Source organism: Duganella sp. CF517, assembly GCF_900110275.1.
Lineage (GTDB): Bacteria > Pseudomonadota > Gammaproteobacteria > Burkholderiales > Burkholderiaceae_D > Rugamonas.
In genome coordinates this window covers 699,884-725,648 of the sequence record NZ_FODC01000004.1, presented here as the reverse complement: position 1 = coordinate 725,648, position 25,765 = coordinate 699,884, and the positions used below count along the sequence as shown (strand labels likewise).

The window sequence follows — 25,765 nt, the reverse complement described above, 5'->3', positions numbered from 1 at the left end:
CCTGCGCCAGCCCGGCGCAGGCCATGCTAGGCTAACGTACAGGACAAAAGCACGCGGCGCCCGCACCATGGCGGCGGCGACCAACGTTTGCGCGGGACAGCGACGACGACATCGATGCCTATCACTTTGCTACACACCAGCGATCGTACCAAAATCGACGTCGCCGCCGGCGCCGGCGGCGAGCGGATCGTGTCCAAGGAGGCGCTGGGCAGCGACGCCGTCGAGCGCGCGCGCCACGAACGCGACATGCTGGCCCGCCTCGAGGGCGTCGACGGCGTGCCGCAACTGGCCGGCGCCGCGCACGCGCCGCAGGTGGTGGCGCTGCGCGAACACGGCGGCGTGCCGCTGGCGCAGCTGCTGCGGCACGAGCGCCTGGCCGTGCCGGACGTGCTGGCGCTGGCGCTGGCGTTGGCCCGCATCGTCGCCGCCGTGCACGCGCGCGGCGTGGTCCACCACGACATCCATCCCGGCCACATCCTGCTCTCGGGCCCCCGGCGGGTGCCGATCCTGATCGACTTCCAGCTCGCCACGGCGGGCTCGGCGGGCATGCGGGCCGGCGCCGCCGGCCAGATGCTCGGCACGCTGGCCTACGCGGCGCCGGAACAGATCAGCGGGGGCAGCCGCGCCGTCGACCACCGGGCCGACCTGTACGCGCTGGGCGCGACGGTGTACGAACTGGCCACCGGCGCGCCGCCGTTCCAGCAGGCCGACATCGCCCGGCTGGCGCAGGACCAGCTCAACCGGGTGCCGGCGCCGCCGGCGTCGCTGGCGCCGGGGCTGCCGGCGCCGCTGTCGGCCATCATCATGCGCCTGCTGGAGAAGGAGCCCGACCGGCGCTACCAGAGCGCCGAGGGCCTGGCGCACGACCTGGCGCGGCTGGCCGGCGGCGCGCACGGCGACTTCGAACTCGGCGCGCGCGACTTCCCGGCGCGCCTGGCCGCGCCGGCGCGGCTGGTGGGCCGCGCGCGCGAGCTGCAAACGCTGATGCGGGCGTTCGAGCGCGCCATGCGCGGCGCCGGGCGCGGCGTGCTGCTGTCGGGCGCGCCCGGGGTCGGCAAACAGCGCCTGGTGGCGCAGTTGCAGCCGCTGGTGGCGGCGCGCGGCGGCTATTTCGTCGCCGGCAAATTCCATCAACTGCGCCACGACCGCCAATCCGACGGCGTCTACCTGGCCTTCCGCGCGCTGGGCCGGCGCCTGCTGGCCGAACCGGAACACCGGCTCGCCGAGATGCGCGCCCGCATCCATGACGCGCTGGGCGTCAACGCCGCGCTGATGGCGGCCAGTTCGCCCGAATTCGCCATCATCCTGGGCGTGCCGGCCGAGCCGTGGAACGACACCACGGCCGACGCCACCAACCGCCTGCTGACCGGCGTGACCACCTTGTTGCGCGCCATCGTCACGCCGCAACGGCCGCTGGTGATGGCCATCGACGACCTGCAATGGGCGCATCCGTTCTCGCTGGCGATCCTCGACACCATCATGCGCGACGCCAACCTGCCCGGCCTGCTGCTGGTGCTGGCTTGGCGCGGCGGCGACCTGCCGCCCGGCCACCCGCTGGCCGCGCTGCTACTGGCCTGGGCCGGGCATGGCGCGCAGCGGCTGGAACTGGACAACCTGCCGGCGGCCGACGTCGCGCTGCTGCTCGAACAGGTGCTGCGCCTGCCGCCGCGGCGCGCGGCCGACCTGGCGGCGGCGCTGGCGGAGCACACCGGCGGCAACCCATACGACACCATCGAGCTGCTCAACGCGCTGCGCCAGAGCGGCGTGCTGCGCCTCGATGACGGCGGCTGGGCATGGGACCAGGACGCGCTCAAGCGCCATGTCGGGCGCGGCGGCGCGGCCAGCCTGCTGCTGGCGCGCATCGACCGCCTGCCGCCGGACAGCGCGCGCCTGCTGCGCGCCATGGCCTGCCTCGGCGGCGACGTCCGCCTCGACCAGTTGGCGGCGGCCACCGGCCTGGCCGCCGAGACGGTCGACGTGTTGCTGGCGCCGGCGCTCGACGACGGCCTGCTGGCGCGCGAGGCCGACGGCGGCGGCGCGCCGCTGGCGCGCTTCCGCCACGACCGCGTGCAGCAGGCCGTCTACGGCGCATTGGCGCCGGCCGAACGCCCCGGCCGGCACCTGGCCATCGCCCGCCGGCTCGAGCCCCTGCCCGACCAGGTCGCGCTGGCGGCGGCCCAGTACCTGGCCGCCGCGCCGCTGATCGAACCGCACGAGCGCACCCGCGTGATCGCGCTGTTCCGCCACGCGGCCCACCTGTCGCGCCAGAGCAACGACGCGGAATGCGAACGCCTGCTGCGCGCCGCGCTCGATCTGCTGGGCGAGCCGGCCGACGCCGCCGCGCGCCGGCTGCGCAACGAGATGCTGTGCGAGCGCCACGCCGCGCTGGTGCGGGTCGGCCGCGCCGGCGACGCCGACGCGCTGTACGCGGCGATGGATGCGACCATCGACGCCGGCGCCGCCGCGCCGCTCGAGCTGATCCCCGCCGCCTGCCTGCAAATGTCGGCGCTGATGCTGCGGCGCCAGCTGGCCGAGGCCGTGGCGCTGGGCATGCGCATGCTCGACCGGCTCGGTTTCCCGCTGGCGCGCTTCGACGGCGCGGCGGCCATCGCCGCCGAGCTCGACGCCTTCGGCGCCTGGCTCGAACGCCAGGACGCCCACGGCGTCGGCGCCTCCGCCCACGCGGAAACGGCCGACGCGCGCATCGGCGCCGTCGCCATGGTGTTCGAGCGCTGCGTGCGCGCCGCGTTCTTCATCGACGACGCCCTGCTGGCCGGGCTGTCGCTGGGCGCCTGGCGGCTGTGGCGCGACCACGGCCTGTGCGCGCCGATGGTGGCGCCGGTGAGCTTCATCGGCATCGTCGCCATCCGCCAGCGCGACGACTACCGGCTCGGCTACGACGCCTCGCGCTTTTTGCTGCGCCTGTGCGAGGAACGCGGCTACGTGCTCGAGGGCGAGCGCGTGCGCGCCCTGTTCTCGGTCTCGCACGCGCACTGGCGCGAGCCGCTCGAACACTGCCTGGCGCACGCGCGCCAGGCCCACGCGGCGCTGATGCAGGGCGGCGACCTGCTGGCGGCCTGCCTGCCGCTGATCGCCGTGGTCAGCTGCACGCTCGAGAGCGCGCCGACGCTGGCCGCCGGCGTGGCCGAGGCGCGCGCCGCGCTCGACGTGGCCGCGCGCGCCAACAACCTGGTGGCCGCCCCCGCCTTCCGCGCCGTGCTGGCGCTGTCGCGCGCGCTGCACGACGGCCACGACGCGCTCGAGGCCGAGGACCCGGCCCACTTCACGCCGCTGGGGCGCTGCAACTGGCACATCGCCCAGGCGATCAAGAGCGCGCTGATGGACGAGCCCGGGCTGCTCGACGAACACAGCGGCGCCGCCTTCGCCGCCCGCGACGTCCTCTACGGCGGCTACAGCAAGGTGTTGGTCACCCTGCTGCGGGCGCTGTCGCTGGCGCGCCAGGCGCAGGACGGCGATGGCGCGCGCCGCGCCGCGCTGCTGGCGGCGATCGCGCCGCTGCGCGACGAACTGGCCCGCTGGGCCGTCGACGCGCCGGACAACGTGCGCCACCTGATGCTGTGGCTCGACGCCGAACGCGCCCGCGCCAACGACGACTTCATCGGCGCCGCGCGCGCCTACGACGACGCCCTGGCCGCGCTCGACGCGCGCCAGCGTCCGTGGCACCGCGCGCTGATCGGCGAGCGCGCCGGCCTGTTCCATCTCGCCCACGCGATGCCGCGCACCGGCCGCCAGCTGCTGGCCGAGGCGCGCCGCCACTACCAGGCCTGGGGCGCGGCGGCCAAGGTGGCCCGGCTCGAGCGCGAGCACGGCTTCCTGCGCAGCGCCGCCGGGTCGCTGGCGGCGGACGTGGACGGGCGCGCGCGGGTCTCCACCGACAGCCTGCACATGCTCGCGCTGCTGCGCGCGTCGCAGGCGCTGAGCTCCGAAACCAGCCTGGCGCGGCTGCACGCGCGCGTGGCCGAGCAGCTCGGCGCGATGACCGGCGCCGGCGAGGTGCGCCTGTTGCTGCCGCGCGAGGACGGCGACGGCTGGGCGCTGGCCGGCGCCGAACCGGGCGCCGGCGCCGGCGAGGCGCCCGGCGTGGCGGCCGGCGCCGGCGTGCTGCCGCTGTCGGCCATCCGCTACGTGGTGCGCACGCGCGCCGCGCTGGTGGTCGACGACGCCACCGGCGACGAACGCTTCGCGGCCGATCCGTACTGGCGCGGCATGCGGCTGTGCTCGTTGTTGCTGCTGCCGGTGATGAACCGCGGCGAGCTGCGGGCCATCCTGATGCTGGAAAACCGCCAGCGGCGCGGCGCCTTCGCCGCCGACCGCCTCGAGACGGTCGAGCTGATCGCCGGCCAGCTGGCCGTCTCGCTCGACAACGCCATGCTGTACGCCTCGCTCGAGCGCAAGGTGGCCGAGCGCACCCGGGCGCTGGAACTGGCCAACCGCGAGCTGGCCGCGCTCAGCGTGACCGACGCGCTGACCGGCCTGGCCAACCGGCGCCACTTCGACCAGGCGCTGGGCACCGAATGGCGCCGCGCGCGGCGCGCCGGCACGCCGCTGGGCGCGGCGATGATCGACATCGACCAGTTCAAGCCGTACAACGACCTTTACGGCCACCAGCAGGGCGACGCCTGCCTGCGGCTGGTGGCCGAGGCCCTGGCGCACAGCGTGCGCCAGGGCGTGGACCTGGTGGCGCGCTACGGCGGCGAGGAATTCGCCATCATCCTGCCCGGCGCCGACCTGGCCGAGACGGCCGCCGTGGCCGAGCGCGCGCGCGCCGCCGTGGCGGCGCTGGCGGCGCCGCACCAGCGCTCCGCGCACGGCATCGTCACCGTCAGCATCGGCGTGGCGGCGCTGGCGCCGCCGGCCGATCTGGACGCCGACGGCCTGTACCGGGCCGCCGACGCCGCGCTGTACCAGGCCAAGGAGTCGGGGCGCAACCGGGTGGTCCGCGCGCCGGCGCGGCCGCCACCGCCGGCCACCGATTTTTAAGGATACTTACGTAACCAAACAGCGTACCATAGTGATTTCAGACAAGTCGTCTGATAAGTTGTATATTTCTGGTATTGACACTAGCAATGTAGAACCCTATGGCCAAAAAGTCTCCCACCCCAGCGCCGCCGGCACCGACCCCGCTCGATCTCGAACGCGCCGACGGACTGGCGGCCGATCCGCACAATATCTGGCGGCACGATAACATCGGCCGCCTGGCGCTGTTCTGCTTCAACCATCTGGAGGCGCGGATGCTGCAAAAGCTGGCCACCCAGGCGCCCGACCTGCGGCAGACCCACTTGCGCATCTTCCGCCATATCGACTTCGGCGGCACCCGCGTCACCGAGATCGCCGCGCGCGCCAAGGTCACCAAAGGGGCGATGAGCCAGGCGCTGGCCGATTGCGAGCGCCTCGGCTACCTGGCGGCCAGGCCCGACGACGGCGACGCCCGCGCGCGCGTGGTCGACTTCACCGCCAAGGGGCGCAAGGCGATGGCGACCTGCCGCAAGGCCATCAGCGAGACGGAGGCCGAGTTCGAGGCCGCCATCGGCGTCGAAAAATACGCGCTGCTCAAGACGCTGCTGCTGGAGATACGCAGCGGACTGCAGGCGGCCGACGACGCCGCCGGGCCCTAGGGCGCGGCGCGCGCCGGCGGCTCGAAAGCATAGCGGCGCAGCAAGCCCCGGTAGGTGCCGTCCCTGACCATGTCGTCGAACGCCTTTTTCCAGGCCGCGCCGACGGCCGGATCGAGGTCGCGCGAAGCGGCCAGGTACACCTGCACCCGCTTCAACACCGCGCCGCGCCGCAGGTTGGCGACCGGCAGCCCGGCCGCGCGCTGGAAGGCCAGAATGCCGTTCCACGGTCCGACCCACGCGTCGATGCGTCCGCGATCGAGCTTGCGCGCGTTGGCGATGTCGCGCGTCGACAGCTGCAGGTCGGGCCAGCGTTGCTGCAAGGCTAACTCGGCCGCCACGCCTTCGCGCACCAGGCCGACGTGCAGGTGCGCGACCTTGTCGAGCGTTGAAATATCGACGCCGGAATCGCGCTTGGCCACGACGACGAATTCCTCCTCAAACAATTGCACCAGCCATTGATAACTGGCTTCGCGCGCCGGCGTGCGCGCCAACGGCGCCATCAGCACGGCGGGGCCGGCGGCGGCCAGCATGATGGCGCGCTGGAACGGATACAGTTCGATCGGGCCGGCATGGCCGACGCGCCGCGCCATGTCGCGCAACATGTCGCACACCAGCCCGGCCGGAGGCGCGCCGGGCCGGCGCTCGTCTTCCGAACAGAAGATGGCGGTGTCGGCGGCGATCAGCCGCACCTTGGGGGCCGGCCCGGACGCGTTGGCGCCGCTGACGCCAACTAGCCAGGCGAGCGCGAGGACCGCCACCGCGCCGCGCCACCGTCGTCCAATTCCCATGCCGTCATCCCGTGCACCAAAAAGGACAATATACACCGGGCGGCGCTGCCGGACGCGTCCAAAAAACCACAAACGGCCCGCCGCGCGCAAAGTTGTCGGACGACCCAATCTTCAGGCTTCCTTTATTTTTGCGGCGCCGCGCCATTGACGGGCGCGCGCTTCTATTCCACCATCCGGCCTGCATTGTGACAACTCCTATGTCTCTCCTTGCCCGGGCCGCCTCGCCGTCATCTGGGGCCCGGGGTTTTTTTCCTTTTCGGCGCGACCACCACCAACCGATGATGAACCCGATCACCTCGCTTACCCGGAGCAGCCGTCTGCTGCTGACACTGCTGCTGACACCGCTGTTGGCGCTGTGCGACCAGCCCGGCGCCAGCGCCGCCGACGGCGCCTACCAGCCCACGTCCTACGTGCGTTTCCAGAACGCCGAGTGGACCAAAAACGCCAGCATCTATCAAATCAATACCCGCCAGTTCACCGCCGAAGGCACGTTCCGCGCGGCCGAACAACAGTTGCCGCGCCTGAAGGAGCTGGGGGTGGACATCCTGTGGCTGATGCCGATCCACCCGATCGGCCAGGTCAAGCGCAAGGGGGTGCTGGGCAGCCCCTACGCCGTGCGCGACTATCTGGCCGTCAATCCCGAATTCGGCACCCTCGCCGACTTCAAGCGCTTCGTCGACACCGCCCACGGCCTGGGGCTGCACGTGATCCTCGACTGGGTCGGCAACCACACCGCCTGGGACAATGTGCTGCGCACCAGCCACCCCGAGTGGTACGCCAAGGATTACAAGGGCGACGCCCACCCGACCCCGTGGTACGACTGGGACGACATCATCGACCTCGACTACGACCAGCCCGGCCTGCGCCGCTACATGACGCAGGCGATGACGTACTGGGTGCGCGAGGCCGGCGTCGACGGCTACCGCGCCGACGCCGCCGGCCTGGTGCCGCAGGACTTCTGGGACAACGCCAGCCGCGAACTGCGCGCCATCAAGCCGGTGTTCATGCTGGCCGAATGGGAAAGCCGCGACATGCACGCGGTCGCCTTCGACGCCAGCTACGCCTGGACCTGGTGGGACACGCTGCACAACATCGCCCAGGGCAAGGCCGACGCCACCGCGCTGTACACCTACTACGCCTGGGGGCAGAAGTTTTATCCGAAGCAAGCCTACCGCATGCTCTACACCACCAACCACGACAAGAACACCTGGGACGGCACCGAGTTCGAGCTGTTCGGTCCCGCGGTCGACGCGGCCACGGTGTTCTCCTTCGTCAGCGAGGGCATCCCGATGATCTACAACGGCCAGGAGGCGGGCAACCGCAAGCGCCTGGCGTTCTTCGACCGCGACCCGATCGCCTGGCAAGCCTCGCCACGCGGTGAATTGCTGAAGAAACTGCTGGCGCTCAAGAATGCCAACACGGCGCTGTGGAACGGCGCCTGGGGCGCGACCATGGTGCAGGTGCCCAACGGCGCGCCGAAGAAGCTCTTCAGCTTCGTGCGGCAGAACGAGCGCGACAAGGTGTTCGCCGTGTTCAACCTCAGCGACGCGCCGGTCGAGGCGCGCTTCGCGCAAACACTGCAGCAAGGCCGCTACCGCGACTTCGACTCCGGCGACGCGGTCGTGATCGACGCCGCGACCAGCCTGGCGATGCCGGCGTGGGGCTACCGCGTGCTGGTGAAGGAGCGATGATGACGCAGAAAAACATCACCAAGGTCGTCATCGTCGGCGGCGGCACGGCCGGCTGGATGACGGCGGCCGCGCTGGCGAAGGTATTGGAAGGCAAGGTCAGGATCAAGCTGATCGAGTCCGACGAAATTTCCAGCGTCGGCGTCGGCGAATCGACGATCCCGATGATACGGCGCTTCAACCAGGTGCTCGGCATCGACGAGGACGAGTTCATCCGCGCGACCCAGGGCACGTTCAAGCTGGGCATCGAGTTCCGCGACTGGGGCAAGCTGGGCGACAACTACATGCACGGCTTCGGCATCTTCGGCCAGGACCTGGCCACCCTGCCCTTCTACCAGTACTGGCTGCGCCTGCACCAGGCCGGCCAGGCGCCGGACCTCGAGCGCTATTCGATCAACCGCATGGCGGCGCGCCAGAACAAGTTCATGCGCGCCGACCGCTCGCACGCCAATTCGCCGCTGGGCGACATCGTCCACGCGTTCCACTTCGACGCCGGCCTGTACGCCGCCTATCTGCGCCGCTACAGCGAGGCGCGCGGCGTCGAGCGGATCGAGGGCAAGGTGGTCGACAGCGTGCTGCGCGCCGCCGACGGCCACGTCGAGGCGGTGCGCATGGCAAGCGGCGAGCGGGTCGGCGGCGAGCTGTTCATCGACTGCAGCGGCTTCCGCGCGCTGCTGATCGAGCAGGCGCTGCACACCGGCTTCGACGACTGGCGCCACTGGCTGCCGTGCGACCGCGCCTGGGCCGTGCCGTCCGGCGCCGGCCCCGAATTGCTGCCCTACACCCGCGCCACGGCGCGCCCTGCCGGCTGGCAATGGCGCATCGGCCTGCAGCACCGCACCGGCAACGGCCACGTCTACGCCAGCGCCTTCATGGACGACGACGCCGCCGCCAGGCTGCTGATGGACAACCTCGACGGCCCCGCGCTGGCCGAGCCCAAGCAGCTGCGCTTCACCGCCGGCAAGCGCAAACAGGTGTGGAACAAGAACGTGGTGGCGGTCGGCCTGTCGTCCGGCTTCCTCGAACCGCTCGAATCGACCAGCATCCACCTGATCCAGTCGACCATCGCGCGCCTGATCGCCTTCTTCCCCGACCGCGGCTTCAGCGCGCCCGACATCGCCGAGTTCAACCGCCAGAGCGACTTCGAAGTCGAGCGCATCCGCGATTTCATCATCCTGCACTACCACGCCACCACGCGCGCCGACACGCCGTTCTGGGACTATTGCCGCACCATGCCGGTGCCCGACACGCTGCGCGCCAAGATCGAGCTGTACCGCGCGCGCGGGCGCATCGTGCGCATCGACAACGAACTGTTTTCGGAGGTCGGCTGGTTGCAGGTGCTGCACGGCCAGGGCATCGAAGCGGGCGGCCACCACCCGCTGGCCGACCTGCTCGACGAGGGCGAGGTGGCCGAGTACCTGGGCGACGTCGCCGGCGTCATCGGCCAATGCGTGGCGCGCATGCCGAGCCAGGACGCCTTCATCGCCGAACATTGCGCGGCGCCGCGGCCATGACGGCGACGCCGGCGACGCGCGCCGCCGGCGTGGCCGGCAATCCCTTCCTCGAGCGCGTCGCCCACGCCTACCCGCGCCTGACGCCGGTCGAGCGCAAAGTGGCCGACGTGCTGCTGCAAGCGCCGCTGGAATTTGCCCGCACCCCGATGGCGGTGATCGGCGACCGGGCCGGCGCCAGCGCGCCGAGCATCATGCGTTTTTGCCGCGCCCTCGGCCACACCGGCCTGACCGATCTGAAGCAAGCGCTGGTGGCCAGCCTGGGCCGCCACGACACGGCCGTGTTGTTCCATCTGCCGCCGCCGCGTCCGCGCGGCGGCGCCGGCGACCTGCTCGACCATGCCGCCGCGGCCGTCCACCGCCTGCGCGCCCACCTCGACGGCGCGCCGCTGGCCGACGCCGTCGCCGTGCTGGCGCGCGCGCCGCGCATCGACTGCCTGGCCGCCTACCAGCTCGGCCTGGCCGCCCTGTATGCGCGCGACGCGCTGCTGCGCCAGGGCCTGGCCGCGCGCGCGCCGGCGATGCCGGCGGCGGCCGCCGCGCGCGAGGCGGCCCCGCCCGCCGCCGGCCTGTTCTTCTGCCAGGGCATGCCCGACGCGGCGATGCTCGACGCCATCGGCCACTACATCGGCGACGGCTTCGGCGCGGTCGTCGTCAGCGACGTGGCGCTGGCGCCGTTCGTGCCGGCGTCGGCGCGGCTGGTGCTCGGCAGCGCCGCCGCCCCGGCCGACGGCGCCGGCGCGCTGCTGGCGCACTGCCTGATGACCGATCTGCTGCTGGCCGGGCTGCGCGCGCCGCCGCGCGCCGCGCCGGGCTGACGGCGCCGCCTCAGCCGTCGGCCTTGCGCGGGAAGTCGACGCGCACGCACAGGCCCTTGCCGCCGGGGCCGTCGGCCAGCGCGATGCTGGCCTTGTTGCGCTCGGCGGCGCGCTGGGCGATGGCCAGCCCCAGGCCGCTGCCCGCCTCGCGCTGTCCGGGCAGGCGGTAGAAGCGCTCGAACACGCGCCGCCGCAGGGCCGGGACGATGCCGGGCCCCTCGTCGGTCAAGGTCACGCGGTCCAGTCCGGCATGGTTGGCGAGCGCGATGTGGATGCGGCTGCGGTCGGGCGCGTACTTGATCGCGTTGCTCAGCAAATTGTCGAACAGCGCGGCCATGCTCTCGACGTGCAGCAGGCGCACCGGCGCGGCGTCGGCCTCGAAGACGATATCGATGCGGCGCGCCACGGCGATCGGCGCCATCGCCGCGATGCGCCCGCGCAGGAACGAGGCCAGTTCCATCGGCGTGTCCGGCACGCTGTCGGACTCGGTGCTGGCGCGTTCGAAGGCGAGCAACTGGTGCACCATGTGGCTGGCGCGGTCGACACCGCCATTCAGGCCGGCGGCGGCGGCGGCGCAGCGCTCGCGCACGCCGGCGTCGCAGCGGCTCAGGATCAAATGGGCGTTGATCTGGATCGCCGCCAGCGGCGTCTTCAGTTCGTGCGCGGCGTCGGTGATGAAGGCGTGCTCGCGCTCGATGCGCTGCGACAGGCGCGCCAGCAGCCGGTTGATGGCCGACACCAGCGGCGACAGTTCGCGGTAGTTCGAATCGGGCAAGGGCGCCAGATCGAATTCGTCGCGCTGCTCGATCAGCTCGGCGATGCGGCGCAGCGGCCGCAGGCCGATGCCGACGATCAGCCAGGCCGGCAACAGCAACAGCGGCAGGCTGAAAACGGTCGACGACATCAGCACGTTGAGCGCCGACAGCGACAGCATCCATTCATCGTCGACCTCGTGGCTGCGCTCGACGACCAGACCGTTGGCCGGGTCCGCCACCACCGCGCGCTCCCACGAACTGGCGGTGCGCGCCTGCGGCGTGCCGAAGGCCGGCAGCGCGGCCGGCAGCCAGGGCGCCGAGTTGTAGACCAGGCGGCCGCCTTGCCACAGGCGCAGGCGCACGCGCGAGCGGTAGTCGAGCGACTTGAACATGTGCGCGCGCACCGCCTCGATCTGGGCGGCGGCCGCCAGCATCGCCCGCGGCTGGCGCGCCAGCGCGCCGAAGTGCAGCAGCGCCTCGTGCGCGTGGGCCCGGTTCTCGGCCTGGGTGCGCACGCGCTGGGTGGCCTTGGCCTCGTAGACGACGTAGGCGAACGACACCAGCGTGACCGCCGCCAGCACGCCGGCGAAACCGGTCATCAAGCGGCCGAACAGCGACGGCTGCCTAGCCCTCATCGGGCTCGATCATGTAGCCGACGCCGCGCACCGTGCGGATGAAGCCGTCGCCGATTTTCTTGCGCAGGTTGAAGATGTGCACGTCGAGCGTCTTGCCGTCGCTGTTGGGCAGCACCCGGCTCTCGATCTCGGCGCGCGTCAGCACCCGGCCCGACTGTTGCAACAAGGTCAGCAGCAAGCCGTACTCGGTTTTCGACAACGCCAGCGTCTCGCCGGCCAGCGCCACCAGCTTGCGGCGCTCGTTGAGCACCAGCGCGCCCACCTTCCACTCCGGCTCGTGGCCGTCGGCCGCCAGCCCGGCGCGCCGCACCACCGCGCGCAGGCGGGCCAGCAGCTCGGGAATGGCGAACGGCTTGATCAAATAGTCGTCGGCGCCGATGGCGAACGCGGCCAGTCGGTCCTGCAAGCTTTCGCGCGCGGTCAGCACCAGCACCGGCATGGTCTGTCCGGCCGCCCGCAGCGCGCCGAGGATGTCGACGCCGTCGCCGTCGGGCAGTCCGAGGTCGAGCAGCACCACGTCGAAATGTTCGGCCTTGACGCGGTCCACCGCGTCGCCGCCCAGCCGGCACCACACCACGCTGTGCCCTTCGTCCTGGAACACCGACAGCAAGGCGCTGCCGATGGCGATGTCGTCTTCGATCAAAAATATTTTCATCGGGCTAGTTTAGCAGCGGCGGCATGGGGCCGGAGCGCCGCCGTCGCGCCCAATCTTCAGATTTTCTTTATTTTCGGCGGGGGCGCCACCGGCGCTGGTCGAAATGAAAAGATTAGCGGCCGCCGGAGGGCGGCGTCGGCTTGGCCGCGGCCTTGCGCGCCGGCTCGCGCGCCGCCGCCGCCGTCGGCGGCGGCGGCGCCGATTCGAATTGATGCTGGCGTAAAATCCGCGCCAGCGTGCCGTCCTTGCGCATGGCGTCGAACGCCGTTTGCCAGCGCGCCGCGACGGCCGGGTCGAGATCGCGCGAACCGGCCAGGTAGAGCGGCAGGCGGCGCAGCACCGCGCCGCGGCGCAGCGCCGACAGCGGCAGGCCGGCGGCGCGCTGGGCCACCAGGATCGCGTTCCAGGGCCCGACCCAGGCGTCGATCCGGCCCAGCCGCAATTTATGGGCGTTGTTGACATCGCGCGACGCCGCGACCACGTCGGGCCAGCCCTGTTCGGCCGCCAGCCTGGCCGCCACGCCGTCGCGCACCACGCCGATATGCAGATGGCGCAGCGCGCGCGCGCTGTCGATGTCGAAGCGCGCATCGCGCCGGGTCACCACCACCAGCTCGTCCTCGAGCATCCGCACCAGCCAGCGGAACAAATGCTCGCGCGCCGGGATGCGCGCCAGCGGCGCCAGCATCACGTTGCGGCCGGTTTCGCCGATGAACAGCGCGCGCTGCAGCGGATAGCGTTCGAACGGCGTGTCGTAGCCGACCCGGCGCGCCATTTCGCGCAACAGATCGCACATGATGCCACCCTCGCGCGGCAGCTCCGGATGGCGCGGGTCGCGCAGGCAGGCGTCGTTGGCGTCGCCGACCACCAGCCGCAACGGGCCGGGGCCGCCGTCGGCTGGCGTGGCCGCATAAGCCCATTGCGTGCAGACCATCCCCGCGGTGAACCAGAATGCCGCGCCGCCCCGCCATCGTCGTGCCATGTCGTCTCACTGTTTTGATGCATACACGGCGCCGCTGCGATCCCGCCGATACCCGGAATCCCAGGATACCATGGCTGGCATCAGTAACCGTAAATCAGTTTGTACGCCAGATCCGGCGAAAAAGTGCCGGCGGCGGCCGCGCAACCGTCCGATTCCCCCGGCGACTTGATCCACAAGGTCATTTCCGGCTGGGTGCCGGCGGCGTTGACGCGCGGCGCCACGCCGATCTTGCGGCCGGCCGGATCGCACCACAGCGTGCCGTTCGGGCCGTTGCCGTTGCGGCTGGTGTCGACGACGAACGGCTTGGTCCAGCCGCGTTGCTGCTGCAGCGCGGCGCGCACGGCGTTGCCGTAGGCGTTGCTCTCGGCGTCGCTGCGGTAGTTCGACACGTTCAGCGAGAAGCCGTGGGCGTTGGCGATGCCGGCGTTGTACAGGCGCGTGGCCGCTTCGGCCGGCGCCAGCCAGGCGCTGTTGCCGATGTCCAGATACACCAGCGCGCGCGGCGCTTGCGTCTTGAATTGGTTCACCGCGAACTGCAACAGTTGCAGGCGCGCCGCCTTGCCGTTGGCGTCGAGGCAGTCGAGCTGCGGGATCGCGTCCGGTTCCAGGATGACGATGGCGTCGCGGTTGGCGATGCCGCCGGCGAAGGCGCTGATCCAGTTCTGGTAGTCGGCCAGCGAGCCGGCGCCGCCGGCGCTGTACTGGCCGCAGTCGCGCGCCGGGATGTTGTAGGCCACCAGGGCGGGCATGCGGTTGTTGGCGGCCGCCGCGCCGACATAGCTGCCGGTAGCGTAGCCGATGTCGCCGCTCCAGTTGCCGAACCAGCGCGCGCCCGGCTGGGTGGCGATGCGGGCGTTGATGTCGGCGGCGCGGCCGTCGGCTGGATTGTTGCGCACCCAGATCGCGGCGGTCGATTGCGGATCGACGTACAGCGCGGGGATGGCGGTGGTCACGCAATTGGTGCCGTTGACGGTGATCGGGCCGGGGGTCGGGCGCGCGCCCGTGTACGACAGCGACATGCCGTAGCTGACCGTGCCGCCGGCGGGGATGCTGGGGTGGCTGCCATTGTCGGTGCCGGTGACGGTGTTGCCGCTGATGGTGACGTTGGCGCCCCACGGGGCCGACGTCAGGGCCACCGGGCCGCCGTAGGTCCATTTGACGTTCCAGCCGCTGACGGTGGCGGGGCCCGCGTTGGTGACGACCACGTCGACGACGAAGCCGGTGGCCCAGTCGTTGCGGGTGGCATAGGTGGCGCTGCAGCTCGGGGCGGCGCTGGCCAGGTTGGCGGCCAGCGACAGCGCGACGGCCAGCAACGGCCGCAAGAGGTTCTTCATGATGGTTTCCTTTAGGTTTGTTTGTGTACGACGTCTCCGACCCGGCCGCGGCGCGCTTGCGCCCCGGCCGGCTTGCTGCCACTGCGACTACATCCAGCGCTTAAAAGTTGTAACTAACCTTGGCGGCGTAACGGCGGCCGGTGGCGAACCAGGTGTGCTCCATGCTGCCGATATGCTGTTGCATGGTTTGACGGAACTTGGCGTTGTTCAAGTTCTGCGCCTCGATGCCGAAGGTCAGCTGGTCGGTGATCTTGTAGAAGATCGAGCCGTCGAGCTGGCCGTAGGCTTCGGCCCACAGCGGCAGGCCGTAGGCCAGGCTCGTGGCGTTGTAGGTGGCGCTGGCGGGATTGGTGTCCTTGCCGTCGGTGCCGTTGGTGCCGTACTGGTTGACCCCTTGCAGGTTGCGCGACTTCCAGTTGTACGCCAGGCGCGCCGACACCGGGCCGCGGTCGTACATCAGCGACAGGTTGGCGGTGCGGCGCGACAGCCCTTGCAGCGGCAGGTCGTCGAACACGCGGCCGTCGGTGTCGCAGCCGTTGATGTTGAGGTTCAGGTTCTCGGCGCCGGCGCCGCCGCTGCAATACGGCGAATACACCGGGTTGTACAGCTTGCGCTTGCTGTCGACGTAGGTGAAGCTGGCCTGCAGGCCGATACCCTTGAGCCAGGCCGGCACGTTGTCGTAATACTGCTGGTAGGCCAGCTCGAAGCCGCGCGCGTGGCCCTTGGCGCCGTTGACGGGCGAGGTGGTGGTGAAGTTCTGGATCTTGCCGGTGGCGTCGGCCGCCGAGATATTGCTGACCTGGTTGACGATGATGTCCTTCAACTGCTTGTTGAACAGCGCCAGCGTGAGCGAACCGCCGGGCGCGAAATACCATTCGGCCGTCAAGTCCAGCTGGGTCGAGGTCACCGGTTTGAGCATCGGGTTGCCCGATGCCTCGCCGGTCAGGGCGACGTTGTCGATGTTGACCACGTTGGTGGCCGGGTTGAGGGTGCTGTAGATGCGCTGGGTCAGCGCGTTATAGGCTTGCAACTGGGTGAAATCCGGACGCGACAGCGCCTTGGCCAGCGCCAGGCGGAACTGCAACTGGTCGGTGGCCTTCAGCTTCAGGTTCAGGCTCGGCAGGATGTTGCTGTACGAGTTTTTGAAGTCTTCCTGGCGCGAGAACGCGGCGATCTGCGGAATCGGCACGCCGGTCTGGCCGGCGCCGGGCGGCACGCTGAAGACGGCCGGCGCGAACACGGTGTAACCGGCCGCGGTCGAATCGGTCTTGACGTAGCGCACGCCGAGGTTGCCGTCGATCGGATACTTCAAGTCCTCGAAGGCGAACCGCACCTGGGTGTAGAAGGCCTTGGTCTTCTCGCGCACGTTGTTGTTTTCGGCCGGATCGGTGCCGAACGTGGCGGGCACCCACGCCGGACAATCGCCGTAGCCGTTGGCGGCCGCCGTCTCCCGGCACAGGATGTCGTGGTAGCCGTGCAGCGTGGCGTAGCTGTCCGGATAGCCGCGCGCCACGGCGTCGCTCGGGAACACGGCCGACGGCACCGACACGCTGCCGTTGAAGAAATTGGTGAACTGGTGCAGGCGCGCCTCGCTGTTGAAGCGCGAGTCGCCCAGCGAGGCCAGCGTCGGAATGTTCCAGCCCAGCATCCACGGCTGGGTCACACCCTGCCAGTTGTAGCTCGGGTTCGAATTCCGGGTGTCCGATTCGCGGTCGGTGAAGCGCACGCCGAAACGCACGTCGCGCAGCACCTTGTCGTCGAAGTCATACTGGGCGTCGGTCTTCCAGACGTTGTTGCTGGCGGTCGACTTGTCCAGGTGCTCCATCGTGTAGGCCCAGTAGTAGTTCTTCGGGTCGGCGATGGCGGCGCGGTCGGCGTCGTCGAAATTCAGTCGCGGCATCGATCCGGTCAGGTCGAGGTTTTGCTTTTGCAGTTGCAGGCCGGTGGCGACGTCCGAATCGAGCGCCTGGGTCTTGGCGCGCACGCCTTGCAGGTCGTTGCGGATGGTCCACTGCGGCGTCACGCGCCATTGCACGTTCCACGAAATGTCGGTGGTCGACGAATCGCGCGAGGCCACGCGGCGGTCCGGATTGAGGTTGATGCCGCCGGTGCTCGGGTCCGACAGCGTGCCGGTCAGCAGCTGGCCGTTGGCGCCGTAGGTGCCGTTGGCCACCTGGATGGTGTACGGCGAATTGTGCGACATCAGCATTGCCTGCTCGGACCAGGTCAGGTTGTACTTGGACTTGAAATAGGTCAGCGAGGTGTTCAGGTCTTTGTTGGGACGCCACTGGGCGGCGGCGTACTGGCCCTGGCGGGTACGCTCGAACTCGGTGGTGCGCCAGGTCACGCCCTTCGGCACCCAGACCGTCTGGCCGGGCACCAGGTTGTCGCGCGGATAGTAGGGCTCGACCTGCAAATTGTCGGTGCGCACGTCGCTGCGCGACTTGGCCAGGTCGACCAGCAGGCCGAACTCGCCGAACGGGGTTTTCCAGCGGTCCGACAGCAGCAGCGAGCTCGATGGCGCCGCCTTGCCCTTGCGCAGGTCGCCCCACGACATGTCGCCGGAGATCGCGCCCTTGAAGCCCTTGTAGTCGAACGGCATGGCTGTGCGCAGGTTGACCAGGCCGCTGATGGCGCCTTCGATCTGTTCGGCCGACGGGTTTTTGTACACGTCGACGCCGGCCATCAATTCCGGCGGCACGTCTTCGAAGCTGAGCGCGCGGCCACCGCCGGCCGAGAACGAATCGCGGCCGTTCAATTCCGAGCGCACGTAGTTCAGGCCGCGGATCGCGATGCCCGAGCCTTCGACGGCGAAGTGTTGCGGGTCGCCGGCGACGCTGCGGTCCATGGTGACGCCGACGACGCGTTGCAGCACCTCGGTGATCGAGCGGTCTGGCAGCTTGCCGATGTCCTCGGCATTGATCGAGTCGACGATCTCATCGGCGTTCTGTTTGATTTTCTGGGCCGATTGCAGCGCGGCGCGCTGCCCGGACACCACCACCACGGCGGCGGCGCCCTCCTGCGGCGCGGCTTCCGCCGGCGGTGCCGACTGCGCCAAGGCGCCGGCGCTGGCCATGAAGCCGATCTGGGCCACCGCCATGGCGATGGCGGTCTTTTTAAACTGGGTCATTGCATGTCTCCGTTGATTTCAAAAAACTTTTTTGCTGGGTCCGGGCATCCCGGCGACGGCGCGGCCTAGCCGGCGGCGTGGTATGAAAACGTTTTCAAAATTGAACGCAATCGACGTTACGCCGAACAAAGCCGCTATTATATTGTTTAGTTGCGTTACTAAACAAGAGAATCTGGAAGCGCGCGGCGCCTCGGCCTCGCCGAGGCGTCAAGCGCCGCTGTGATGGAGGCGGCGCCCGGGTCGTCCCGGCCGCGCCGCCGCGCATCGTTTCAAGCCGGCCGCTGCTGCGCGTACAGCGTTGCGTACTTCAAGCCATAGAACAACACGTACAGGTAGCACAGGATGGGCAGCAGGAACGACCACTGCACGCCCACCGTGTCGGCCAGCAAACCCTGGGCGAACGGCACGATGGCGCCGCCGACGATGGCCATGCACAGCAGGCCCGAGCCCTGGCCGGTGGCCGCGCCGAGCTTGTGCAGCGCCATGCTGAAGATGGTCGGGAACATGATCGAGTTGCACAGGCCGACGAGCAGCAGCGCCCACATCGCCAGCGTGCCGCTGGCGAACACCGCCACCAGGATCAGCAGCACCGATCCGGCCGCCGTCGCCGCCAGCGCCGCGCCGGGGCTGACCTTGCGCATCACGCCGAAGCCGATGAAACGCCCCACCATCGCCCCGCCCCAGTAATAGCTGACATACGGGGCCGCCTCGGCGGCCGTCATGCCGGCGACGTTGGGCTCGCCCAGGAAATTGATCAGCAGGCTGCCGATCGACACCTCGCCACCGACATACAGGAAAATGGCGATCGCGCCCAGCACCAGATGGCGGTGCGACAGCAGCGACACCTTGGCCGCCGCGTCGGTGGCCGGCTGGGCGATGCGCGGCAGGCGCGCCAGGGCGAAGAACAGCGCCAATCCCAGCAGCACGGCGCCCAGCGCCAGGTACGGCCCCTGCACCGCCGCCGCCTCGTGCGCCTTGTAGGCGGCCTGTTGCGCGGCAGGCAGTTGCAACAATTCTTGCGCCGACAGCACCGCGCCCGACAGGATCAGCATGCCGCCCAGCGCCGGCGCCACCGTGGTGCCGAGCGCGTTGAACGCTTGCGTGAGGTTGAGCCGGCTCGACGCGGTCGAAGCCGGTCCCAGATAGGTGACATACGGATTGGCGGCCACCTGCAGAATGGTGATGCCGCTGGCCAGCACGAACAGCGCGCCGAGGAACAGCCCGTAGCCGCCCAGCGAGGCCGGGTAAAACAGCGCGCATCCGACGGCCGCCACCACCAGCCCGGTGACCACGCCGCGCTGGTAGCCGATGCGCCGTATCAGCGCGCCGGCCGGCACCGACACCAGGAAGTACGCGCCGAAAAAGCAGAACTGCACCAGCATCGCCTGCACATAGGTCAGCGTGTAGACCGCCTTCAGATGGGGAATGAGCACATCGTTCAGCGAGGTCAGCAGACCCCACATGAAGAACAACATGATGATGATGAACAGCGCGCCCTGGTTGGTCTTGGTCGCGCCGGGCGCGACGCCGGCCATGGTCGGTGAAAGGTTTGCCACTTGAATCCCCTATTATTCTAGTCGGCCTGGGCACACGCCGGCGCCAGGTCGTGAAATCGATATCATTGGTGCGGTCGAGAATTCACCTATCAGAGTTATCGATAGAAAGCTTTATGCTTTTCACCAAATAGATTTATGAAATCGCTTCCCGAGCTGGAATTTACCCGAGTTACAACAAAGGCGTCAATTAAATTGTTTAGCTGGTTTTACTAAACGTAGTAAAGATACGAAAAATTTCACGATTTATGTAAATTCACAACATTCGCTTGACTTCGGCGCGAGTGATCGGGAATATGCCGTGAAATCGATTTCAATCATGGGATAACGCATGCGACAACAGACCACACCACGCCACCACGCCATGCGGACGCTGCCGCTGCTGCTAGCGCTCGCCATGGGCATGACGGCCGCCACGGCGGCCGGCGGCGACGCCCCCGCGCCGGACCAGCGCGCCGCCGCCGCCGTCGCCGCGATGACGCTCGACGAGAAGATCCAGACCGTGTTCGGCTACTTCTCCACCGATTTCAAAGGCACGGCCAGGCCCAAGGACGGCGTGCCGTTCACCGCCGGCTTCATCGCCGGCGTCGAGCGCCTCGGCATTCCCCACCAACAGCTGACCGACGCCGGCATGGGCGTCGCCACGCAGCCGAGCGAGCAGCCGCGCGCGCGCACCGCCCTGCCGGCCGGCATCGCCACCGCGGCCAGCTGGAACCCGGCGCTCGCGTATGCCGGCGGCGCCATGATCGGCCAGGAGGCGCGCCTGTCCGGCCACAACGTCATGCTGGTCGGCGGCGTCAACCTGCAACGCGAGCCGCGCAACGGCCGCAACTTCGAATACGCCGGCGAAGACCCGCTGCTGAGCGGCGTCATGGTCGGCGAGGCGATCCGCGGCGTGCAATCGAACCACGTGGTCGCCACCGTCAAGCACTTCGCCTACAACAACCAGGAGACCGGCCGCACCAAGGTCGACGTCAGGATCGGCGACGCCGCCGGCCGCATGTCGGACTTGCTGGCGTTCCAGATCGCCATCGAACGGGGCGACCCGGGCGCCGTCATGTGCGGCTACAACCTGGTCAACGGTTTCTACGCCTGCGAAAACGACTACCTGTTGAACCAGGTGCTCAAGCGCGACTGGGGCTACAAGGGTTACGTGATGTCCGACTGGGGCGCAACGCACTCGACCATTCCGGCCGCCCTCAACGGCCTCGACCAGCAATCGGGCTGGCCGTTCGACCTGTCGCCCTACTTCAACGGCGCGCTCAAGGAGGCGGTCGAGAACGGCCACGTGCCGCCGGCGCGGCTGGACGACATGGCGCGCCGCATCCTGCGCGCCATGTACGCCAACGGACTGATGGAGCACCCGGTGCGGGTCGAGCCGGAAAAGATCGACGTCGCCGCCAGCGCCGCCGTCTCGCAGGCGGCCGCCGAGGAAGGCATCGTGCTGCTGAAAAACGACAAGGGGCTGCTGCCGCTGACCAACACCTACACCACCATCGCCATCATCGGCGGCCATGCCGACGTCGGCGTGCTGTCCGGCGGCGGCTCGTCGCAGGTGTACCCGGCCGGCGGCTCGCCGGTCCCCAACGAGGGGCCGGCCAGCTTCCCCGGCCCGACCGTATATCTGCCGTCGTCGCCGCTGAAGGCGCTGGCCGCGCGGCTGCACGCGAAGTTCGTCTACCACGACGGCAAGGACGCCGCCGCCGCCGCCAAGGTGGCCGCCGGCAGCGACCTGGCGATCGTGTTCGCCACCCAGTGGACCGCCGAGTCGCTCGACCAGCCCGACCTGTCGCTGCCGAACCGGCAGGATGAGACGATCGCGGCGGTGGCCGCCGCCGGCAAACCCACGGTGGTGGTGCTGGAGACCGGTTCGCCGGTAACCATGCCGTGGCTGGGCGCGGTCGATGCCGTGCTGGCGGCCTGGTATCCGGGCAGCAGCGGCGGCGAGGCGATCGCCCGCGTGCTGACCGGCGAGGTCGACGCGTCGGGGCGCCTGCCGGCGACCTTCCCGCGGTCGGTCGCGCAGCTGCCGCGCGCGCGCGTCGACGGCACCGGCCTGCCCGAGGCGGCGCGCTTTTCCACCGACTACAACATCGAGGGCGCGGCGGTCGGCTACAAGTGGTTCGAGAAGAAAGGCCACCAGCCGCTGTTCGCCTTCGGCCACGGCCTGTCGTACACCTCGTTCAGCTATACGGGCCTGAGCGCCAAAGCCGATGGCGGCGCCATCGCCGTCCGCTTCAAGACCGCCAACACCGGCAAGCGCGCCGGCAAGGCCGTGCCGCAGGTGTACGTGTCCAAGGTCGGCGCCGGCTGGGAGGCGCCCAAGCGCCTCGGCGGCTGGGACAAGCTGGCGCTGGCGCCGGGCCAGAGCGGCGAGAGCCGGATCGGCATCGATCCGCGCGTGCTGGCCGTGTTCGACACGCGCGCCAACCAGTGGCGCATCGCCGCAGGCGAGTATGTCGTCACGCTGGCCGAGGCGGCCGACAAGCCGGTCGCCACCGTCAAGGTGCGCCTGCCGGCGCGCGCGTTCGCCGCCGGCGCGCGCTGACTGCGCACTGACTCCTGCGATGCGAGCGAGTCCGGTACCGACCGGGCTCGCCTTCCCAACCGATTGCGCGGCGGCCTTGCCGCAGCCCCGCCACTGGCAGCATGAAACTTAACACCGCGGCTTGATCTGTGTCATCCGCGCGACGGATAAATCGTTTTCACGCACAAAAAACCACTGCCGCGCGCCAAAAAAACACCGTCCGACGAGAATCTGTTTGGTTCTGTGCGGAAACTATACTATCGTTCGCTTATGCCCCACCCCCGCATAACAAACCGCAGGCGACGACGCGACCACGACGGCGACCGGCGAGACACCGCCAACGACTTCTAGGAAAATTATATGAAAAAGCAACTCATGGGCGCCGCCGTGCTGGCAGCGCTCGCGACCGGTCACGTCCATGCTGGCGCCCTCGACAGCGGCGACCTGACCATCAGCGGCTTCGGCACCGTCGGCGTGGCCAAGTCGAACACCGACGACGTGCGCTTCGTGCGCTACAACCAGGCCGAAGGCGTGGGCGACGGCGTGCGCCTCGGCCTCGACACCAACCTCGGCCTGCAAGCCAGCTACAAGATCAACGATTGGCTCTCGACCACCGGCCAGGTGCTGACCCGCAAGGGACCGCGCGCCGGCTTCACCACCGACCTGACCTGGGCGTTCGTCAAGGCGCGCATCAACGACGAATTCAGCGTGCGCGCCGGCCGCCTGGCGCTGCCCACGTTCCTGATCTCCGAATACCAGAACGTCGGTTACGCCAACACCATGATGCGCCCGCCGATCGAGATGTACGGCCAGGTGCCGATCGAAAGCCACGACGGCGTCGACCTGATCTACCAGCGCGCGTTTGGCGAGCTTAACCTGTCCGTCCAGCCCTACCTCGGCGTCAGCCGCGGCAAGCTGTACGCGGCCAACCAACTGTCGACCTACCGCGCGCCATCGCGCGGCATCGCCGTCTCCGGCGAATACGGACCGTTCGTGGTGCGCGGCGCCCACATGGCGGTGGAGCTGCACAACGACGCGGCCGGCTTCTCGGCCATCGCCGCCGGGCTGCGCGCCGCCGGCTATCCGCAAACGGCCAGCGACTTCATCCTGCACGGCCAAAGGATCACCTTCACCTCCATCGGCGCCACCATGGACTGGAACAACATCGTGCTGCAGACCGAATACGCGCAGCGCCGGCCGAAGGACCCGTCGATCGTCGCCGGCAGCAATTCCTGGTACGCGATGGCCGGCTACCGGGTCGGCAAGCTGCTGCCCTATTACACGCACGCGGCCTACCACACCACCGGCACCACGCTGAGCATGCCGGCCGGCCTGAGCCGGGCCACGCCGCTGGGCGCGACCGTCGCCGGCATTCTCGGCCCGGTCGAGCAAAGCTCGGACCAGGTCGGCGTGCGCTGGGACTTCAGCAAGGGCATGGCGCTCAAGCTGCAAGCGGACCGCGTCAAGCCGAAGGCCAAGTCCGGCTCGCTGATCGGCGGACCGGCCGTCTACACCAAGTCGGTCACCGTCGTTGGCGCCACCGTTGATTTCGTATTCTGATCGGACCCCTATGAAAACCCTGATGACGACTCTCCTGCTGTCGGCGCTGTGCGCCGCGGCACTGCCGGCCGCCGCCGAAACGGTGGTGATCGTAAATCCCAAGAACCCGGCCACGCGCATGTTCTCCGAACAGGCGTCGCAATTCTTCCTTGGCAAATCGGACCTGTTCACGCCGGTCGACCAGGCCGACGGCTCCAGCATCCGCAACGACTTTTATCGCAAGGTCGCCGACAAGGACGCCTCCCAGGTCAAGGCGGTGTGGTCCAAGCTGGTGTTCACCGGCAAGGCGGCCGCGCCGAAGGAATACGCCTCCAACGCCGAAGTCAAGAAAGCGGTGGCGGCCGATCCGAAGGCGATCGGCTACATCGACAAATCGGCCGTCGACGACACCGTCAAAGTCATCCTGACCTTGCCATAAGCGGCCAGCGGCCGGGCCGCACCCCGCGTGCGCCCGGCCGCGCCGTACAGATTCACCGCACAACGGAGCTCTCCATGAACTTACGCGACGTCACCATCGGCACCCGCCTGCGCCTGGGCTTCGGCGCCATTTTGCTGATCCTGGTGGCGATGGTCTTGATGGCCAACTACCTCAATTTCCGCCACAAGGCCGATCTCACGCTGGCCCTCGACACCGCCAGCGCCAAGCACCTGCACGTGAGCGCGATGAAAAGCGCGCTGCTCGAAACCGGCATCGCCATGCGCAACATCGGTCTGCAATCGGACGTCGGCCTGATGAAAAAAGAGGAACAAAAGGTCGGCGACAACCGCGTCCGTTACGACAAGGCGATCGCCGCCCTGAAGGGCCTGGGCCTGAGTCCGCAGGAAAGCACCGTGCTGGCCGAGCTGGCCCGGCTCGACACCGACACCGGCGCCGCGTTCAAGGAAGCGATCACGCAGGTGCTGGCGTTCAACGTCGAGGGCGGCATCAAGATCATCTCCAGCCGCATCGATCCGCTCAACCAGCAGTCGGTGGCGCAAATGAACAAACTGGTCACGCTGCAGCAGGCCAACGCCGACGCCGTCATGGCCGGCTCGGTCGCCGACGATCGCCAATTGATGCTGGCCCTGTTCGGCATGGGCGCCGTGGCCGTCGCGCTCGGCCTGGCCTGCGCGGTGCTGATCACGCGCTCGATCGTGGCGCCGCTGTCGGGCGCGGTCGCGGTGGCCAAGCGGGTCGCCGCCGGCGAGCTGACGTCGCAGGTGGTGGTCGAGGGCAAGGACGAGACGAGCGAGCTGCTGCGCGCGCTCAAGGACATGAACGACAGCCTGGCGCGCACCGTCGGCGAGGTGCGCAGCGGCTCGGAGCTGATCACCGCCGCCTCGCGCGACATCGCCAGCGGCAACGCCGACCTGTCGGCCCGCACCGAGGCCCAGGCCAGCTCGCTGGAGGAGACGGTGGCGTCGATGGAGCAGTTGACCTCGACCGTCAAGCAAAACGCCGACAACGCCCGCCAGGCCAACCAGCTCGCCGCCACCGCCTCGGACGTGGCCCAGCAGGGCGGCTCCGTGGTGGCCCAGGTGGTCGAGACGATGGGTTCGATCAAGGCCAGCTCGAACAAGATCGTCGACATCATCGGCGTGATCGACGGCATCGCCTTCCAGACCAACATCCTGGCGCTCAACGCGGCGGTGGAGGCGGCGCGCGCCGGCGAACAGGGACGCGGCTTCGCCGTCGTCGCCTCCGAGGTGCGCAACCTGGCGCAACGCTCGGCCGGCGCGGCCAAGGAGATCAAGGAACTGATCGGCGACTCGGTCGGCAAGGTCGACGCCGGCAGCCGCCTGGTCGACACCGCCGGCCAGACGATGGAGCAGGTGGTCACGTCGATCCGCCAGGTGGCCGACATCATGGGCGAGATTACGGCCGCGACGCAGGAGCAGAGCCACGGCATCGGCGAGGTCAACGACGCGATCGCGCAGATGGATCAAATGACGCAGCAAAACGCCGCGCTGGTGGAACAGTCGGCGGCCGCCGCCGAAAGCATGCAGGAGCAGGCGCTGCTGCTGGCGCGCTCGGTCAGCATCTTCAAGCTGGCGCAGGATGGCGCGCCGGCCCACATGCCGCGCCGCGCCGGCGTGGCACTGATCGCCCGCTGATCCCGCCAGCGGCGCCCTGCCCGGCCAGGCGGGGCCCGCGCCGGCCATGACGGGGGCCCCGCCCCGCCGTTCCCGCTTCCCGCCGTTCCCCCTTCCCGCCGT

General features: G+C 69.5%; 16 protein-coding genes. 9 read left to right on the top strand and 7 right to left on the bottom strand.

From position 1 onward, the window contains the following. The first annotated feature begins 114 nt into the window (after nt 1-114). Both BMX85_RS19140 and BMX85_RS19135 read left to right on the top strand, forming a co-directional pair. On the top strand, nt 115-5,001 hold the full coding sequence (locus tag BMX85_RS19140; protein WP_090321880.1) for a diguanylate cyclase domain-containing protein: 4,887 nt from the start codon (nt 115-117) through the stop codon (nt 4,999-5,001). A 98-nt stretch (nt 5,002-5,099) separates the two neighbouring features. After that, complete coding sequence (locus BMX85_RS19135; protein ID WP_090321876.1) at nt 5,100-5,636, top strand: MarR family winged helix-turn-helix transcriptional regulator; 537 nt, start codon at nt 5,100-5,102, stop codon at nt 5,634-5,636. Here the strand turns inward: BMX85_RS19135 and BMX85_RS19130 are convergent. Next, nucleotides 5,633-6,424, bottom strand: coding sequence for a substrate-binding periplasmic protein (locus BMX85_RS19130; protein WP_090321872.1), 792 nt, complete (start codon nt 6,422-6,424; stop codon nt 5,633-5,635). The genes BMX85_RS19135 and BMX85_RS19130 overlap by 4 nt on opposite strands. 278 nt (nt 6,425-6,702) lie before the next feature. Between BMX85_RS19130 and BMX85_RS19125 the strand changes: the two genes are divergently transcribed. Genes BMX85_RS19125 through BMX85_RS19115 form a run of 3 tightly spaced genes read left to right on the top strand, consistent with a single transcriptional unit; the run spans nt 6,703 to nt 10,441 of the window. Further along, nucleotides 6,703-8,115, top strand: a complete 1,413-nt coding sequence (locus BMX85_RS19125; RefSeq protein ID WP_229210564.1) for an alpha-amylase family glycosyl hydrolase — start codon at nt 6,703-6,705, stop codon at nt 8,113-8,115. Next, nucleotides 8,115-9,626, top strand: coding sequence for a tryptophan halogenase family protein (locus BMX85_RS19120; protein ID WP_090322248.1), 1,512 nt, complete (start codon nt 8,115-8,117; stop codon nt 9,624-9,626). Before BMX85_RS19125 ends, BMX85_RS19120 begins: the two co-directional genes overlap by 1 nt. Then, entirely contained in the window at nt 9,623-10,441 is an 819-nt protein-coding gene (locus BMX85_RS19115; protein WP_177196814.1) for a MurR/RpiR family transcriptional regulator, read from the top strand. The genes BMX85_RS19120 and BMX85_RS19115 overlap by 4 nt, the downstream gene beginning before the upstream one ends. A gap of 10 nt (nt 10,442-10,451) precedes the next feature. Here the strand turns inward: BMX85_RS19115 and BMX85_RS19110 are convergent, their stop codons facing one another. The 6 genes from BMX85_RS19110 to BMX85_RS19085 all read right to left on the bottom strand — a co-directional run bounded on the left by BMX85_RS19110 (nt 10,452) and on the right by BMX85_RS19085 (nt 19,464). Next, nucleotides 10,452-11,831, bottom strand: a complete 1,380-nt coding sequence (locus BMX85_RS19110) for an ATP-binding protein (protein ID WP_090321866.1) — start codon at nt 11,829-11,831, stop codon at nt 10,452-10,454. Then, nucleotides 11,821-12,486, bottom strand: coding sequence for a response regulator transcription factor (locus BMX85_RS19105; protein ID WP_090321863.1), 666 nt, complete (start codon nt 12,484-12,486; stop codon nt 11,821-11,823). Before BMX85_RS19105 ends, BMX85_RS19110 begins: the two co-directional genes overlap by 11 nt. A 112-nt stretch (nt 12,487-12,598) precedes the next feature. Then, complete coding sequence (locus BMX85_RS19100; protein WP_090321859.1) at nt 12,599-13,465, bottom strand: substrate-binding periplasmic protein; 867 nt, start codon at nt 13,463-13,465, stop codon at nt 12,599-12,601. An 80-nt stretch (nt 13,466-13,545) separates the two neighbouring features. Further along, the gene (locus tag BMX85_RS19095; protein ID WP_090321854.1) at nt 13,546-14,799 is read right to left on the bottom strand and encodes a glycoside hydrolase family 6 protein; all 1,254 of its coding nucleotides are present in this window, start codon (nt 14,797-14,799) and stop codon (nt 13,546-13,548) included. 100 nt (nt 14,800-14,899) lie between these two features. After that, nucleotides 14,900-17,929, bottom strand: a complete 3,030-nt coding sequence (locus BMX85_RS19090) for a TonB-dependent receptor (RefSeq protein WP_090321851.1) — start codon at nt 17,927-17,929, stop codon at nt 14,900-14,902. A 269-nt stretch (nt 17,930-18,198) separates the two neighbouring features. Then, nucleotides 18,199-19,464 carry a sugar MFS transporter gene (locus BMX85_RS19085; RefSeq protein WP_090321846.1) on the bottom strand — a complete coding sequence of 422 codons (1,266 nt, stop codon included), beginning with the start codon at nt 19,462-19,464 and terminating at the stop codon, nt 18,199-18,201. A 349-nt stretch (nt 19,465-19,813) separates the two neighbouring features. On the opposite strand from BMX85_RS19085, the gene BMX85_RS19080 reads away from it, so the two are divergent. The 4 genes from BMX85_RS19080 to BMX85_RS19065 all read left to right on the top strand — a co-directional run bounded on the left by BMX85_RS19080 (nt 19,814) and on the right by BMX85_RS19065 (nt 25,663). After that, a complete protein-coding gene (locus tag BMX85_RS19080) occupies nt 19,814-22,030 on the top strand; it encodes a beta-glucosidase family protein (protein ID WP_373923863.1) in 2,217 nt (738 codons plus the stop codon). Nucleotides 22,031-22,369: 339 nt separating this feature from the next. Beyond that, nucleotides 22,370-23,569: a porin gene (locus BMX85_RS19075; RefSeq protein ID WP_090321843.1), complete on the top strand. Its 1,200-nt coding sequence runs from the start codon at nt 22,370-22,372 to the stop codon at nt 23,567-23,569. Nucleotides 23,570-23,591: 22 nt separating this feature from the next. Further along, nucleotides 23,592-23,987, top strand: a complete 396-nt coding sequence (locus BMX85_RS19070; protein ID WP_229210563.1) for a type 2 periplasmic-binding domain-containing protein — start codon at nt 23,592-23,594, stop codon at nt 23,985-23,987. A gap of 74 nt (nt 23,988-24,061) precedes the next feature. Then, complete coding sequence (locus BMX85_RS19065; protein WP_090321835.1) at nt 24,062-25,663, top strand: methyl-accepting chemotaxis protein; 1,602 nt, start codon at nt 24,062-24,064, stop codon at nt 25,661-25,663. The last annotated feature ends 102 nt before the right edge of the window (nt 25,664-25,765 follow it).

Coding starts and splice junctions, on each gene's coding strand:
- BMX85_RS19140 (WP_090321880.1), top strand. CDS start 115: ATGCCTATCACTTTGCTACACACCAGCGATCGTACCAAAATCGACGTC.
- BMX85_RS19135 (WP_090321876.1), top strand. CDS start 5,100: ATGGCCAAAAAGTCTCCCACCCCAGCGCCGCCGGCACCGACCCCGCTC.
- BMX85_RS19130 (WP_090321872.1), bottom strand. CDS start 6,424: ATGGGAATTGGACGACGGTGGCGCGGCGCGGTGGCGGTCCTCGCGCTC.
- BMX85_RS19125 (WP_229210564.1), top strand. CDS start 6,703: ATGATGAACCCGATCACCTCGCTTACCCGGAGCAGCCGTCTGCTGCTG.
- BMX85_RS19120 (WP_090322248.1), top strand. CDS start 8,115: ATGACGCAGAAAAACATCACCAAGGTCGTCATCGTCGGCGGCGGCACG.
- BMX85_RS19115 (WP_177196814.1), top strand. CDS start 9,623: ATGACGGCGACGCCGGCGACGCGCGCCGCCGGCGTGGCCGGCAATCCC.
- BMX85_RS19110 (WP_090321866.1), bottom strand. CDS start 11,831: ATGAGGGCTAGGCAGCCGTCGCTGTTCGGCCGCTTGATGACCGGTTTC.
- BMX85_RS19105 (WP_090321863.1), bottom strand. CDS start 12,486: ATGAAAATATTTTTGATCGAAGACGACATCGCCATCGGCAGCGCCTTG.
- BMX85_RS19100 (WP_090321859.1), bottom strand. CDS start 13,465: ATGGCACGACGATGGCGGGGCGGCGCGGCATTCTGGTTCACCGCGGGG.
- BMX85_RS19095 (WP_090321854.1), bottom strand. CDS start 14,799: ATGAAGAACCTCTTGCGGCCGTTGCTGGCCGTCGCGCTGTCGCTGGCC.
- BMX85_RS19090 (WP_090321851.1), bottom strand. CDS start 17,929: ATGACCCAGTTTAAAAAGACCGCCATCGCCATGGCGGTGGCCCAGATC.
- BMX85_RS19085 (WP_090321846.1), bottom strand. CDS start 19,464: ATGGCCGGCGTCGCGCCCGGCGCGACCAAGACCAACCAGGGCGCGCTG.
- BMX85_RS19080 (WP_373923863.1), top strand. CDS start 19,814: ATGCGACAACAGACCACACCACGCCACCACGCCATGCGGACGCTGCCG.
- BMX85_RS19075 (WP_090321843.1), top strand. CDS start 22,370: ATGAAAAAGCAACTCATGGGCGCCGCCGTGCTGGCAGCGCTCGCGACC.
- BMX85_RS19070 (WP_229210563.1), top strand. CDS start 23,592: ATGACGACTCTCCTGCTGTCGGCGCTGTGCGCCGCGGCACTGCCGGCC.
- BMX85_RS19065 (WP_090321835.1), top strand. CDS start 24,062: ATGAACTTACGCGACGTCACCATCGGCACCCGCCTGCGCCTGGGCTTC.